The 13,596-nt window shown below is 61.6% G+C and carries 11 protein-coding genes and 1 pseudogene; 6 read left to right on the top strand and 6 right to left on the bottom strand.

The annotated features are described in order from the left end of the window. Positions 1-55 precede the first annotated feature (55 nt). The 3 genes and pseudogenes from recQ (at position 56) to AABM54_RS07715 (ending at position 4,702) form a co-directional block, all read left to right on the top strand. Positions 56-2,183, top strand: a pseudogene (recQ, locus tag AABM54_RS07705) (DNA helicase RecQ). A 120-nt stretch (positions 2,184-2,303) separates the two neighbouring features. Next, positions 2,304-2,738: a MarR family transcriptional regulator gene (locus AABM54_RS07710; RefSeq protein WP_347904679.1), complete on the top strand. Its 435-nt coding sequence runs from the start codon at positions 2,304-2,306 to the stop codon at positions 2,736-2,738. Between the two features lie 167 nt (positions 2,739-2,905). Then, positions 2,906-4,702, top strand: a complete 1,797-nt coding sequence (locus AABM54_RS07715) for a FimV/HubP family polar landmark protein (protein WP_347904680.1) — start codon at positions 2,906-2,908, stop codon at positions 4,700-4,702. 7 nt (positions 4,703-4,709) lie between these two features. Here AABM54_RS07715 and AABM54_RS07720 read toward each other — a convergent pair whose 3' ends face one another. Beyond that, the gene (locus AABM54_RS07720; RefSeq protein ID WP_347904681.1) at positions 4,710-6,899 is read right to left on the bottom strand and encodes a patatin-like phospholipase family protein; all 2,190 of its coding nucleotides are present in this window, start codon (positions 6,897-6,899) and stop codon (positions 4,710-4,712) included. A gap of 69 nt (positions 6,900-6,968) precedes the next feature. Between AABM54_RS07720 and AABM54_RS07725 the strand changes: the two genes are divergently transcribed. Next, positions 6,969-7,256 (top strand): SelT/SelW/SelH family protein, encoded by a 288-nt coding sequence (locus tag AABM54_RS07725; protein WP_347904682.1) that lies wholly within the window; start codon positions 6,969-6,971, stop codon positions 7,254-7,256. Positions 7,257-7,314: 58 nt separating this feature from the next. On the opposite strand, the gene AABM54_RS07730 is transcribed toward AABM54_RS07725, so the two are convergent. From AABM54_RS07730 to AABM54_RS07740, 3 genes are all read right to left on the bottom strand, one after another. Continuing rightward, complete coding sequence (locus AABM54_RS07730) at positions 7,315-7,602, bottom strand: hypothetical protein (RefSeq protein ID WP_347904683.1); 288 nt, start codon at positions 7,600-7,602, stop codon at positions 7,315-7,317. 151 nt (positions 7,603-7,753) lie between these two features. After that, a complete protein-coding gene (locus AABM54_RS07735; protein ID WP_347904684.1) occupies positions 7,754-8,647 on the bottom strand; it encodes a DMT family transporter in 894 nt (297 codons plus the stop codon). 93 nt (positions 8,648-8,740) lie between these two features. Then, positions 8,741-9,499 (bottom strand): AraC family transcriptional regulator, encoded by a 759-nt coding sequence (locus tag AABM54_RS07740; protein ID WP_347904685.1) that lies wholly within the window; start codon positions 9,497-9,499, stop codon positions 8,741-8,743. 134 nt (positions 9,500-9,633) lie between these two features. Here AABM54_RS07740 and AABM54_RS07745 point away from each other — a divergent pair, with 134 nt between their 5' ends. Next, a complete protein-coding gene (locus AABM54_RS07745) occupies positions 9,634-10,449 on the top strand; it encodes a UDP-2,3-diacylglucosamine diphosphatase (protein ID WP_347904686.1) in 816 nt (271 codons plus the stop codon). A 99-nt stretch (positions 10,450-10,548) separates the two neighbouring features. Here the strand turns inward: AABM54_RS07745 and AABM54_RS07750 are convergent, their stop codons facing one another. Continuing rightward, positions 10,549-10,860 (bottom strand): Mpo1-like protein, encoded by a 312-nt coding sequence (locus AABM54_RS07750; RefSeq protein WP_347906148.1) that lies wholly within the window; start codon positions 10,858-10,860, stop codon positions 10,549-10,551. Positions 10,861-11,021: 161 nt separating this feature from the next. On the opposite strand from AABM54_RS07750, the gene AABM54_RS07755 reads away from it, so the two are divergent. Beyond that, positions 11,022-12,083 carry an AraC family transcriptional regulator gene (locus AABM54_RS07755; RefSeq protein WP_347904687.1) on the top strand — a complete coding sequence of 354 codons (1,062 nt, stop codon included), beginning with the start codon at positions 11,022-11,024 and terminating at the stop codon, positions 12,081-12,083. Here the strand turns inward: AABM54_RS07755 and AABM54_RS07760 are convergent. Further along, positions 12,040-13,494: a TrkH family potassium uptake protein gene (locus tag AABM54_RS07760; RefSeq protein ID WP_347904688.1), complete on the bottom strand. Its 1,455-nt coding sequence runs from the start codon at positions 13,492-13,494 to the stop codon at positions 12,040-12,042. The genes AABM54_RS07755 and AABM54_RS07760 overlap by 44 nt on opposite strands. Positions 13,495-13,596: the final 102 nt, after the last annotated feature.

Here is a 13,596-nt window from a genome sequence, read left to right on the forward strand (position 1 = left end):
CGGTTTTTTGATCCAGCCTGCACACAGGGATATTCAGCACCATTTGGAGTTTTTCATGCTCGAACAGGCTCAGCGCGTCCTCAAGGACATCTTCGGCTACGACAGTTTCCGTGGCCGTCAGGGTGCCATCATTGAGCGCGTGGCCAGTGGCGGCGATGCCCTGGTGCTGATGCCGACCGGCGGTGGCAAATCGTTGTGCTTCCAGGTGCCGGCGCTGCTGCGCGAAGGCCTGGCGGTGGTGGTCTCACCGTTGATCGCCTTGATGGACGATCAGGTCGCCACCCTTGAAGAACTTGGCGTGGCGGCGGCCGCGCTCAACTCGACACTGAGCCCCGAACAGCAGCGCGACCTGGCGGCGCGAATCAAGCGCGGCGAAGTAAAAATGCTCTACCTGGCGCCTGAACGCCTGGTCCAGCCGCGCATGCTGGCCTTCCTGCAAAGCCTCGACATCGCGCTGTTCGCCATCGACGAAGCTCACTGTGTTTCGCAATGGGGCCACGATTTCCGTCCGGAATACCTGCAACTGGGGCAACTGGCGGAAATGTTCCCCCATGTGCCGCGCATCGCCCTGACCGCCACGGCCGACAAACGTACCCGCGAAGAGATCGTCACGCGCCTGCACTTGCAGGACGCCGAGCGTTTCCTGTCGAGTTTCGACCGGCCGAACATTTTCTACCGCATCGTGCCCAAGGAGCAGCCGCGCAAGCAGTTGCTGGCGTTCCTCGCGGAGCGGCGCAGCGATGCGGGCATCGTCTACTGCCTGTCGCGCAAGAAAGTCGACGAAGTGGCGGTGTTCCTCAGCGAGCAAGGCTTCCCGGCGCTGCCGTATCACGCCGGCCTGCCCAACGAAACGCGGGCCCATAACCAGAAGCGCTTCCTCAACGAGGAGGGCCTGATCATGGTCGCCACCGTGGCGTTCGGCATGGGCATCGACAAACCCAACGTACGCTTCGTCGCGCACCTCGATTTGCCGAAATCCCTTGAGGCCTATTACCAGGAAACCGGTCGTGGCGGCCGTGACGGTCTGCCCGCCGATGCCTGGATGGCTTACGGCCTGCAAGACGTGGTGATGCTCAAGCAGATGCTGCAAAACTCCGAAGGCGACGAGCGGCACAAGCGCCTGGAGCAACACAAGCTCGACGCCATGCTCTCGCTCTGCGAAGAAACCCGCTGCCGTCGTCAGACCTTGCTGGCCTATTTCGACGAAGACATGCCCGAGCCGTGCGGCCACTGCGACAACTGCGTCGACGGCGTGCAGACCTGGGACGCCACCGAGCCGGCCCCGCCAGGCGCTCTCGGCGATCTACCGCACCGGCCAGCGCTACGGCGTCGGCCATCTGGTGGACGTGCTGCTGGGCAAGGACAACGAAAAGGTCCGCAGCTTCGGTCATCAGCACCTGTCGGTATTCGGTGTCGGCAAGGCCATGGCGGAGGGCGAATGGCGCTCCTTGTTCCGACAGCTGGTTGCCCGTGGTCTGGCAGACATCGATCTGGAAGGCTACGGCGGCTTGCGCTTGAGTGACACGTGCCGGCCACTGCTCAAGGGTGAAGTGACCCTGGAGCTGCGCCGCGACCTCAAGCCGCAAACCACCGCCAAAAGCAGCAAGAGCCAGGCGAGCCAACTGGTGCGTGGCGAAGAGCGCGAGCAGTGGGAGGCCTTGCGCGCCCTGCGTCGCAAACTTGCCGAAGAACATGGCGTGCCGCCGTACGTCATCTTCCCCGACTCGACCTTGCTCGAAATGCTCCGCAGCCAGCCGACCTCGCTGTCGCAAATGGCCGCGGTCAGCGGCGTCGGCGCACGCAAGCTGGAGCGCTACGGCGAGGCGTTCCTCGAAGTGCTGGGCGGCCAGGCCGAAGCGCCGAAAGTGGTGGCCGACCTGCGCCACGAGCTGATCACCCTGGCCCGCGCCGGGATGACGCCAATGCAGATCGCCGGCCAGCTGCAATGCTCTGAAAAGAACGTGTACACGCTGCTGGCCGAAGCCATCGGCAAACAGCAGTTGTCGCTGGAGCAGGCACTGGACTTGCCGGAAGACCTGATGGGCGAAGTTCAGGATGCGTTCCTCGACGGGGAAGGCGAGTTGCCAGCGGTTGCCGAAATCGCCGCATTGTTTGCCGGCCGGGTACCGGAGGGTGTTCTTTATTGCGTCCGCGCGGCGTTGCAGTCGGAATTCGAGATGTAGATCAATAGTTTGGCCGATGTAACGATTCAGTACAGGTCAAAACTTGCTTGATACCAAGTGTCATGCTTAGCTGACTAATAATTAGTTTCACTCTATTTCAGTCTAATCCATGAGTTTTTTATGCCGTTAACCGATCAACACCGTTTTGGCATGCAGTTGGCGCAAATGTCTCGCGGCTGGCGCGCTGAACTGGATCGCCGTCTCGCCGGGCTCGGCCTGTCCCAGGCGCGCTGGCTGGTGCTGTTGCACCTGGCACGTTTCGCGGACGCGCCCACCCAGCGTGAGCTGGCGCAAAGTGTCGGTGTCGAAGGTCCGACGCTGGCGCGGCTGCTCGACAGCCTGGAAAGCCAGGGGCTGGTGCAGCGTCAGGCGGTGCTGGAAGATCGCCGGGCGAAAAAAATCGTGCTGTGTGCTTCGGCGCGTCCCTTGATCGAACAAATTGAAACCATTGCCACGCAATTGCGCCACGAACTGTTCGTCGGCGTCGACGAAGAGGATTTGCGGGTGTGCATGCGGGTTCACGGGCATATCCTGGCCAATCTGGAAAAATCTTGAGGCATAACCTGCTGCCAGACTTTTGAGATTCAGCGTTGGGCAGACTATAAGAACTACCAGGCAATAACGTGTTCGTAAGGGAAGTGTTAACACGTCAGGTGGTTCTGGTTAGTTAAGGGATGCTCATGCTCGAGAGTCGACAGTCAGCGTTACGGTGTTCCGTCAGGGTGCTTATCGGCTGTGGCGCCCTGTGGTACTCGGCATTGGCCCCCGCGCTGGGGTTGGGGGACATCACCGTACATTCGGCGCTGAACCAGCCGTTCAGTGCCGATATTGCCCTGTTGGATGCCGCAGGCCTTGCCGAAGGCGAGCTGTCGGTACGCCTGGCGACACCCGAGGAATTCAACCGCGCGGGTGTCGAGCGGGTGTTCTTTCTCAATGACCTGCATTTCACCCCCATCGTGCGTGGCAATCGCAGTGTGATTCGGGTGGTGTCCAATAAACCGGTCAATGAACCGTTCCTGAATTTTCTGGTGCAGGCCAATCAGCCCAATGGCCAACTGCTGCGCGAATACACGGTGTTGATCGACCCACCGGGCGCTGCCGGTATCGTGCCGTCAACCGATACGGCGGCCGAACTGGCCGCACTCCGCTCGCAGGCGGCCTCGGCCTTCCCTGACGTCATTCCTGTTGAACCATCATCGCCTGCGGTGCAGGGCAAACGTTACACGTTGCTCCCCGATGCGGCAGCCAGGCCGACTTCCACGCCTCCCGTTGCCGCAGCACCGTCCAGTGCCGCACCTGCTATCACAGATACACAAGCCGAAGAGTTGGCGGCCAGCACGCTGCACAATCAGCAACTGCAAAAGAACTTGGATGAATTGCAAGCCAGGGCCCAAGCCCAGGAAAAGCAGATCGCCAGCCAGCAAAAACAGATCATCGAACTGCAAACCCTATTGGCAGAAGCCCGCACACCGCCCGTGGCTCCTGCCGCGACGGTCGTACCACCCAGCGCGGTGGCGCCGGCGAACGAAGCGTCGGGTGGTTCAAGCCTGTTGCTGACGGTCGGGTTGTCCGCGTTGGTGCTGCTGTTGCTGCTGGGTTTTTTTGTGCATCGGCGTCAGCAGCGTCAGGGGGTGCAGGAACCGCTGTCCGTGCGGCCAACGCCAGCCGTCAGTCCGGTGATTGCCCAGGTTCAGCCACGGCCGCAACCGGTGCCGGCGTATCGCGAAGTGACCCACGGCGCCGATGTGCTGGAAGGTGTCGGTGTCTATCTGGCGTACGGGCGCTTTGCGGAGGCGGTGGCCCTGCTGCGCGAAGCGCTGCACAAGGAGCCGCAGCGGTCCGACCTGAATCTGCAGTTGCTGGACGTGCTGGGCAAGCAGGGGGATGCCGAAGCCTACACGGCCCAGGAACTGAGCCTGCTGGCATCAGGCTTCAGCGCGCAGGAGCTGGCAGACATTCGTGCACGGCACCCCAAACTCTGCGACGCGGCCCCCGCTGTTGCACTGGTATCGGCGGCACCGGTCGTGCCTGACCCTGCGCCAGTACCCACCGCCGCGGCGCCGGATGAGTTTCAGTTGAACCTGGATGACATGTCGGTGGATGCCAATTGGGATCTGGTCAGCCCTTTCGAAAAACCGACATCGGCCCCGGATTCATCTGATCTCGCATCGAGTGCAAATGACTGGCCCAATGATCCAGAGGTCACCCATAAACAATCAATGGAACCGTTCGCAGCGCCTGACATCGAGTGGTCCGATGCACCGCCATCGGCGTTGGAGGGCGATGACTTTCTTGATGAGTTCAAGGATTTGGGTGACGCCTTGGCGCTTGAGCCGTTGCCGATGGACGTTGAATCACCGACGCTCGAAAAACCTTTCGCCGGCAAACTGGAACAAGCCCAGACCTGCATCGACGACGGCGATCTGGACAGCGCCAGCCGACTGTTGAACGAGTTGCTCAAGGATGGCGACGAGCCGTTGAAGCAGACGGCTCGCAGCTTGCTGGCGAGTCTTCGTTAGCGCACCGTCAGAAGGTCTGCCCCAGGTTCAGGTAAATCGCCTGCTGATCGTCATCGTTGAAGCCATAACTGAAGTTCAGCGGCCCCAGCGGCGTATCGAACCCCAGGAAAATACTGGCGGCATTGATGTAGCCGCTGTCGAATTCATTGTCGTTGTTCCAGGCACGGCCACGCTCCAGCGAAGCACCGAGGTACAGCGGGAAGTCCAGCGGCAGGTAGGAGCGGGGCGTCAGGCGTCGAAAGTACACGGCGCGCATCAGGCTGACGTTCTGCCCGGAAATCGCGTCCTGACGGAACCCTGACAGCTGTCGCGCACCGCCCAGCAGGAAGCTTGAACTCACCACGTCGGCCTGATCCAGCGTACGGCCATAGCGTCCGCCGAGCACGAAGGTGTCCGGTCCGCTGCTCAGGGCCTTGTCCAGTTTGAACTCCCATTGCCGGTAAGGTTTGTCGGACCCCAGGCTCGGCGTGAACTGGCGCAACGACAGGCCGACGTCTTCGCCCTCGTGGGGGAAGTACACATTGTCCAGGGAGTCGAACGAGTACTTGAGCTCATAAAAACCCTCGTTGAAGCTTTCGCTCGGCAGGTGCTGGTCGCCAATGCGCACATCGGCCTTGCCCCACGCCTCGCCGACGCCGAAGCGGATTTCGCCGCTGGTACCGATCTGCCGCCCAACGTTGAGGCCGAAGCCATAACGTTCGAGGCGGTATTGGGCCACCGGGTCGTTGTCCAGCGTGGCCTCGACGTTTTGCGCTTCGAACGCCGCGTAAGGCGCTATGAAGTAGCGTGAACCGACGTCCAGCGGTTGAAAAAACTCGGTGTAGAGTTCTTGCTGATTGCCGATCTGAACGCGGGTCAGCCACTCCGCACCGAGCCGGTTGATGCCATTGACCCGGTAACTGGCGCCGATGTTGAAGGCGCTGTCGCCGCGCATGTCGTCCGAGAGATTCAGGCCCAGCCGCAAGTAATCGGTGCCGGCGCGTTTGCCCCTCGCGCTGATCACCAGGGTCTGGTCATGCCCCTTGTGCACCACGCGGTATTGCACCTGCTCGAAGTAATCCAGGCCATAGAGAGTGCCCATGTCGGTTTGCAAGCGGCCCAGGTCCAGTGGCTCGCCGATGCGCTGGCGGATGTAGTAGCGGATCACCTCGTCACCGACTTTCGAATCGTTTTCCACCTTGATCGCGGTGATGATCGGCGTGCGCTGGCTCGGCGCTCGCGCTGCCGTCAGCTCGGCATCCTGGGTGTCGACAGGTCGCAGTCGTGCCAGGCGCGCGTCGAGAATGCGCGTGGCGCGGTATCCGGCGTCGATGATTTCCTGGGAGTGGCCGAAATCGGTGGAGCCGAAGCTGGCCAGCGATGGCTGGATCAACACGTCATCCTTGTGCAGCGCCGCGAGCTGTTCCTCGGAGTTGCGCCGGGTCATCAGGGTGATCGACTGCGTCAGCACATCGACCACCGTGTTCAGTTGCTTGCGGCTGCGCAGCGGGGTACCGATGTCGACCACGATGGCGATGTCGACGCCCATCTCACGGGCCACGTCCAGGGGGATGTTGTCGGTCATGCCGCCGTCCACCAACAGGCGGCCGTCGAGTTCGACCGGTGCGAACACCGCCGGGATCGACATGCTGGCGCGAATCACCTGAGGCAGGTGGCCCTTGCGGAACACCACTTTTTCGCCGCTGGCGATGTCGGTGGCCACGGCGCGGAAGGGGATGGGCAGCTTGTCGAAGTCCCGGGTGTCACTGGCGTGGGCCAGTTTGCTTTCCAGCAGCAGCGCGAGGTTCTGGCCCTGAATCACCCCCAACGGCAGGCCGAGGCTGCCGTCATCGCGAAAGCTCAGTTTTTGCTTCACCAGAAAATCGCGGTCGTCCTGCTTGCGCCGGAACGGCACGTCCGCACGTGGCGGGGCATCGGAAAGGGCCTGCTTCCAGTCGATGTCCAGCGCCAGTTTTTCAAGCTCGTCGATCTTGTAGCCCGAAGCGTAGAGCCCGCCGATCACCGCGCCCATGCTGGTGCCGGCAATCGCATCGATCCTGATGCCTTGCTCTTCAAGTGCCTTGAGCACGCCAATGTGCGCCAACCCTCGGGCCGCGCCACCGGACAGCACCAGGCCGATCTTCGGTCGCGGGGTATCGGCGGCATGCACGATCAATGGAATGAAACACAGCAGCAGGCAGGACAGCAGACGACGCATCAGGGATCTCGGGCGAGCGATAAAGGTGGCTATTATAGCGACGCCCTTCGTTCAGGAGTTTTACCCGCCATGCCCGCATTGAAACCGGAAATTGTCATCACCTATTGCACCCAATGCCAATGGCTGTTGCGCGCCGCCTGGCTGGCCCAGGAGTTGCTCAGCACCTTCGGTGACGATCTGGGTAAAGTCTCCCTGGTGCCCGGCACCGGCGGAGTCTTCCACATCACCTGCGACGGTGTGCAAATCTGGGAGCGCAAGGCCGATGGCGGTTTCCCGGAGGCCAAGGTGCTCAAGCAGCGCGTACGTGACCAGATCGACCCGGAGCGCGACCTGGGTCACAACGACCGGTCGCAGTAAAAGGCGCAGGCAAGGACGAAGGCAGGTCAATGACCTGCCTTCGTTGCAACGTGAGGTGCTATTTCGTGGCCATTTTCGATTTTATGAAGCCGGCTACAAACGTCAGGACCGCACCGCCGACACCGCCACCCACAACACTGCTCAACAGCGCGGGAATACTCAGGGCTCCGGCAGTGATCATGCCGGGCTCGCCCGTCACGGCAGCCAGTATCTGACCGAGAACCAACCCGCCGACACCCCCGACGACCGAGTTGAGCATCGGGCCCAGGCTCTGCTTGCTCAAGCCTGCGGCATTACCACCGACTACACCGCTGACTATCTGAACGACGAGGCTGACAATGTCCATGGATGAACCCTCTCAATAGTGCTGTGTGAATGACCACTCGTATCAGCTACTTCAAAAGGGCAGGTGTCGCTGTCAACGAGGAGTCTTTATCCGCTAACGACGAACTGCTGCGGATGTATTAAGTATAGGTAGCCCGCCATTGTGGGGCCAATCAGTGGGCGGGGGCAGTTTCAGTGGTTTTTGGGCCGGGACCGCTGCTGCCCAGTCGGCTCGAGACCACGATTGCCACGATGATCAGCGCGCCGCCGATCAGCATGCGCGGGGTCGGGTTTTCACCGAACAGCAGCCACGCCACGGTGATCCCGTACACCGGCTCCAGGGCGAACACTATCGCTGCGGTGCGCGCCTTGATCACCGCCAGGCTGGCGACGAACAGGCTGTGGGCGACGGCGGTGCAAAACACCCCGAGCAGGCCGATCCACAGCCAGTCAAGTGCGCGCACTTCGCCAAGGCCGGGTGCGGCGAACGGCAACAGGCACAGGGCGACCACGACGTTCTGGCACAGCGCCGCCTGCACCGCCGGGACCCGCCCCGAGCTGGCGCGGTTGGTCAGTGACAGCAGGGCGAACAACAACCCCGAACCCACGGCCCAGAGCAGGCCGGCGGTGGCTTCGCTGGCGAGGTCGAAATCCGGCGTCACCAGCACCAGCCCAACGCTGACCAACACCACCAGCAGGATCTCGTTGGCGCGAATCCGCTCACGAAAGATCAGCCCTTCGAGGATGACTGTGAACGCCGGGAAACTGGCGAAGCCGAGGGTGGCAATGGCGACCCCGGCGATCTTTACCGCAATGAAAAAACTCACCCAATGCCCGGCCAGCAACAGGCCGCTGAGCAGCAAGCGGCGCCAGTCGACGGCTCGCAGGGTTTGCCACGGCGTGTTGCGGGCAAACCGCGCAAAGCACGCCAGGGCAATGACGGCGAACGCGGCACGGCCAAAGACAATGATGGCGGGTGAGGCGGCGGCCAATTTGCCGAACACGCCAGTCAGGCCAAACATCAGTGCGCCGATATGCAGGGCGCCAAGGGCAGTACGCGGGGTCATCTCGATCCTTACCAAACATGACAATCAAAAGCACAGTCTAGAGCCTTGCCTTGGGGATTGTCTGTCGGCAACCTCGCGTTTTTTAGCGCGAAACTAGCGCTCGCCTGCGGTGCGGCGCAGTTTGCCGGGTGCGGCGCCGAACTCGCGTTGCACGGCGGCGGTGAAGGCACTCTGGGAACTGTAGCCGACCCGACTGGCGATTTCGCCGATGGGCAGCACCGTCTCGCGCAACAGGTTTACGGCCAGGTGCAGGCGACGGCTGCGGATGTAATCCATGGGCGTTTGCCCGCATTCGGCAACGAACCGCGCATGCAGGCGAGGGCTGGACAGCCCGGCGATGCGCGCCAGGTCGGCGACCTGCAACGGGTAGGCGGCGTACTGATCGATGTGCGCGTTGAGCGCCGCGTAGGGCAGCCGTCGTCCGGTCACAGGGCTTGCGATGTCGCGGTTGAGGCTGGCGAGCAACAACACCGCACCTTGCTGGGCGATCAGCGGATCGCTCACCGGGCTACTCGCCAGCCAGCTCACCAACTGACTTTGCCCGGCATCGAGCGGCAGTCGGCCGGGCGTGTCGAGCAAGCGTCGGCTGGCCTGCGCATGGTCGCCCAGGGATTGCCCGACCCATTGATCACTTGGCACGTCCAGCACCAGGCAACGGCTGCCGTTGGGGCTGCCGCAAGTGTGATGGGCGCCGGAAGGGACCACGACAAAACTCTGCTGCTGCACCTGGCTGCCATGGCCGTCGACCTCGAAGTCGAGCGCGCCCGACAGGCCGAACACCAGTTGGGCATGCTCGTGGCTGTGGACGATCAGGTCGTGGGTGTACTGGCGTAGCGTGAGGATCGGTCTCATCGCGGTCTCCTGGGCAGGCTGGCAGTCTACACCGCCGGCACCTGCGCCCGTGCTGTCATCGGACTGCCGCATTTGTGTCATGGGCTATTAATGGCCCTGGCGCAAGCTCGCAAAAAATCCCGCTGAGGTTGCCCATGACCCGTGCCAAATTCGCTAAACCGAGCCGTAAGCAACGCGTGCGCACATTGTGGATTTCCGATGTACACCTTGGCACCCGCGATTGTCAGGCCGAGCATTTGTCGCAGTTTCTCAAGGGCTATCACGCCGACCGGATTTACCTGGTGGGCGACATCATCGACGGCTGGAAGCTGCGCGGCGGCATGTATTGGCCGCAAGCACACACCAACGTCATTCGCCGCCTGCTGACCATGAGCAAGCGCGGCACCGAGGTGATCTACGTCACCGGCAACCACGATGAGTTTCTGCGACGCTACTCGAAACTGATCCTGGGCAACATCCAGTTGGTGGACGAGGCCGTGCATGTCACCGCCGATGGCCGTCATTTGCTGGTAATCCACGGCGACCAGTTCGACGTCATCACCCGGTATCACCGCTGGCTGGCGTTTCTCGGCGACTCGGCCTACGAGTTCACCCTGACCCTGAACCGCTGGCTCAATCACTGGCGGGCGCGTTATGGCTATGGCTATTGGTCGCTGTCGGCGTACCTCAAGCACAAGGTGAAAACGGCGGTCAGTTTCATCAGCGATTTTGAGGAGGCCATTGCCCACGAGTGCGTCAAACGTGAACTGCACGGGGTGGTGTGCGGCCACATTCACCATGCCGAAATCCGTAAGGTCGGCGGGGTGGACTACCTCAACTGCGGCGATTGGGTGGAGTCGTGTACGGCGTTGATCGAACATTGGGATGGCACGATCGAGTTGTATCGGCTGGCCGATGCGCAAGCGCGGGAAGCGGAGCTCAAGGCAGTGAAAGTGGCGGAGCCTGCGTAAACCGCGAAGGCTCAGGCACATTCACCATCGCAATGAGTGTCAGATCACGGATCTTCGGGGGCAGACCGGCATGTGCTCGTCCATCGATGGCTGCCGTGCCTAGAACGGCACTTTGCCCAGGATCATGTCGCGGTACATGGCGAAATCACCGAGCAGGCTGTAAAGCGGATGCTGGAACGTCGCGGGGCGGTTCTTCTCATAGAAGAAGTGGCCGACCCAGGCAAAGCTGTAACCGGCCACAGGCAAGGCCAACAACAGCCACCAGGCGCCTTTGCCAATGGTGAAACCCAGGATGAAAATCACCAGCGTGGTGCCGATGAAGTGCAAGCGTCGGCAGGTGCTGTTTTCATGTTCGCCAAGGTAATACGGATAGAACTCAGCGAAGCTATTGAAACGCTTGATGTTTTCCACGGCGGTGATCTCGACGGCAGGTGTTCGGTTCAACGGATGCTCTGCGGGGAGCTTATTTGAGTCTAGAGTCATCACTGGTTACAGCCAGTGACAATAGGCGCCACTTTAGTATCCTTCGCAAATCGGGCCATGGATCAAGGCCCCTCATGTAAGTAAACGCCATGAGCGAACGAACGACTTCTGCAAGCTGGGCGATGGGCATTGTCAAGGCACTGGAAATGGACGGCCTGGATTGTCGGGCCCTGTTCAAGCAACTCGGGCTCGATTACGCCGCACTGGATGACCCGGATGCGCGCTTTCCCCAGGACTCCATGACGCGGCTCTGGCAGCGCGCCGTCGAGCTGTCGGGTAACCCGGCAATCGGCCTGAACATGGGCAAGGTCGTGCGTCCCGCGTCTTTTCATGTGGCCGGGTACGCGTTGATGTCCAGCCGAACCCTGGCCGAAGGCTTTCAACGGTTGGTGCGTTATCAGCGAATCATCGCCGAAAGTGCTGACCTGAGTTTCCGACTGCTGGATGAAGGTTACGCGCTGATCCTGACCGTCCACGGTGATCATCTTCCCCCTACCCGGCAAAGCGCCGAAGCGTCGCTGGCCAGTGCCTTGAGCCTGTGCGGCTGGCTGACCGGACGCACCTTGCAGCCGCGCAAGGTCCTGGTCCAGGGCACTCAGCCCATGGACCTTGAACCCTACAAACAAGCGTTCCATGCGCCGTTGGTGTTCGATGCACCGTATGACGCGCTGATTTTCGAACGGGCGGACATGGAAGCACCGCTGCCCACCGCCAATGAAGCCATGGCGTTGTTGCATGACCGGTTTGCCGGTGAATACCTGGCGCGTTTTTCGGAAAGTCGGGTGACCCACAAGGCGAGGCAAGTGCTGTGCCGTTTGCTGCCGCAAGGTGAACCCAAGCGCGATACGGTGGCGCAGACGCTGCACTTGTCGCAGCGCACCTTGCAGCGACGTTTGCAGGAGGAGGGCACCAGTTTTCAGACGCTGCTCGACGACACCCGCCGCGAACTGGCCGAGCAGTACCTGGCGCAGCCGAGCATGACGCTGCTGGAGATTGCCTACCTGCTGGGGTTTGCCGACCCGAGCAATTTCTTTCGGGCGTTTCGCCGCTGGTTCGATGTCACACCCGGTGAGTACCGGGTGCGATTAGTCGACGCGTCCCGGCAGGTCAGTGACGCCAGAACGCCGGAATACACAGCACAAACACGGTAATGATCTCCAGCCTGCCCAGCAGCATGCCGAACGACAGAATCCACTTGGCGGCATCGGGCAGCGTGGCGAAGTTGCCTGCAGGGCCGATGGTTTCGCCAAGGCCCGGGCCGACGCCGGAGACGGTGCTGGCGGCACCGGTCAGGGCCGTCATCCAGTCCACGCCGAGCAGAGACAGCAGCAGGGCGATCACGCAAATGGTGATGGCGAAGAAGAACGAAAAGGTCAGGATCGAGCGCACAATCTCTTCGTCGAGACGGTGGCCGTTGTACTTCTGCTGGATCACCGCCCGAGGGTGAATCAGCTGGTTAAGGTTGGCCTTGAGCAGAATGTAGGCGACCTGGAAGCGAAAAATCTTTATCCCACCCGCCGTGGAGCCGGAGCAACCGCCGACGAAACCCAGATAAAAGAACAGCATCAGTGAGAAGTTGCCCCAAAGGCTGTAGTCCCCCAGGGCGAAACCGGTGGTGGTGACCACCGAGGTCACGTTCAGCGCCACATGCCGCAAGGCGTCGAGCCAATGCAGGTTCGTGGTCCACCAGTACCAGGTGCCGAGTATCAACCAGGTCACCAGCAACATCCCGAGCAAACCCTGCACTTGTTGATCCTTGATCAACGCCCGACGGTTACCGCGCAACGTGGCGACGTACAGGGTGAAGGGCAGGCTGCCGAGGATCATCACCACGATCGCCACCCAGTGCACGGCGGGTTGGCTCCACTTGGCCAGGGATTGGTCGGAGGTCGAGAATCCGCCCGTGGAAATGGCCGACATGGCATGGTTGATCGCGTCGAAAGGGGTCATCCCCGCCCACCAGAACGCCAGGCTGCCGAGCACGGTAATGCCGACATAAGCGGCAACAATCAGCCGGGCGACCATGTGGGAACGCGGCATGACCTTTTCGGAACGGTCCGACGATTCGGTCTGAAACAGCCGCATGCCGCCGACCCGCAACAGTGGCAGAATCGCTACCGCCATGCCGATAAAACCGATACCGCCGAGCCAGTGCAGCAGCGAGCGCCACATCAGGATCCCTGGCGACATGGTGTCCAGGCCGCTGAGCACCGTGGCGCCGGTGGCGGTAATGCCTGACATGCTTTCAAAAAACGAGTCGGTGTAGCTGATGTGCTGGGTCAGCAGAAACGGCAGCGCGGCGAACACACACACCACCAGCCAACTGCTGACGGTCAGCAGGTACATGTCCCGCGGGCGCAAATGCACATGTTCCGGGCGACCGGGAATGACCAGTGCGAGGCCGGCGATAAAGGTGATCATGCTGGCCCACAAAAACGACGGCAAGTCGCTGGTGCGGTCGTAAATCACCAGGGTCGCCATGGGCACGACCATGCTGATGGCGAGGGTGATCAGGAAGATGCCGATAATGAAACCGATGATCCGTAGGGTCGGCAACGCCATGAAGTCCGCTCGGGCTGGTAAGGGAAGGGCGCCATTCTACCTGCGGGGCAGGTCATGTAAACCGGCAGGCCGGTGGTGGTTACCGCTAGAATAGCCAATCAA

Origin of the sequence: Pseudomonas purpurea, from assembly GCF_039908635.1 — a bacterium.
In the GTDB taxonomy this organism is placed as follows: domain Bacteria; phylum Pseudomonadota; class Gammaproteobacteria; order Pseudomonadales; family Pseudomonadaceae; genus Aquipseudomonas; species Aquipseudomonas purpurea.

Excerpts from the sequence above, each read along its gene's own strand:
- AABM54_RS07735 (WP_347904684.1), bottom strand. The coding sequence starts at position 8,647 with ATGACCCCGCGTACTGCCCTTGGCGCCCTGCATATCGGCGCACTGATG.
- AABM54_RS07745 (WP_347904686.1), top strand. The coding sequence starts at position 9,634 with ATGACCCGTGCCAAATTCGCTAAACCGAGCCGTAAGCAACGCGTGCGC.
- AABM54_RS07740 (WP_347904685.1), bottom strand. The coding sequence starts at position 9,499 with ATGAGACCGATCCTCACGCTACGCCAGTACACCCACGACCTGATCGTC.
- AABM54_RS07725 (WP_347904682.1), top strand. The coding sequence starts at position 6,969 with ATGCCCGCATTGAAACCGGAAATTGTCATCACCTATTGCACCCAATGC.
- AABM54_RS07720 (WP_347904681.1), bottom strand. The coding sequence starts at position 6,899 with ATGCGTCGTCTGCTGTCCTGCCTGCTGCTGTGTTTCATTCCATTGATC.
- AABM54_RS07730 (WP_347904683.1), bottom strand. The coding sequence starts at position 7,602 with ATGGACATTGTCAGCCTCGTCGTTCAGATAGTCAGCGGTGTAGTCGGT.
- AABM54_RS07710 (WP_347904679.1), top strand. The coding sequence starts at position 2,304 with ATGCCGTTAACCGATCAACACCGTTTTGGCATGCAGTTGGCGCAAATG.
- AABM54_RS07760 (WP_347904688.1), bottom strand. The coding sequence starts at position 13,494 with ATGGCGTTGCCGACCCTACGGATCATCGGTTTCATTATCGGCATCTTC.
- AABM54_RS07755 (WP_347904687.1), top strand. The coding sequence starts at position 11,022 with ATGAGCGAACGAACGACTTCTGCAAGCTGGGCGATGGGCATTGTCAAG.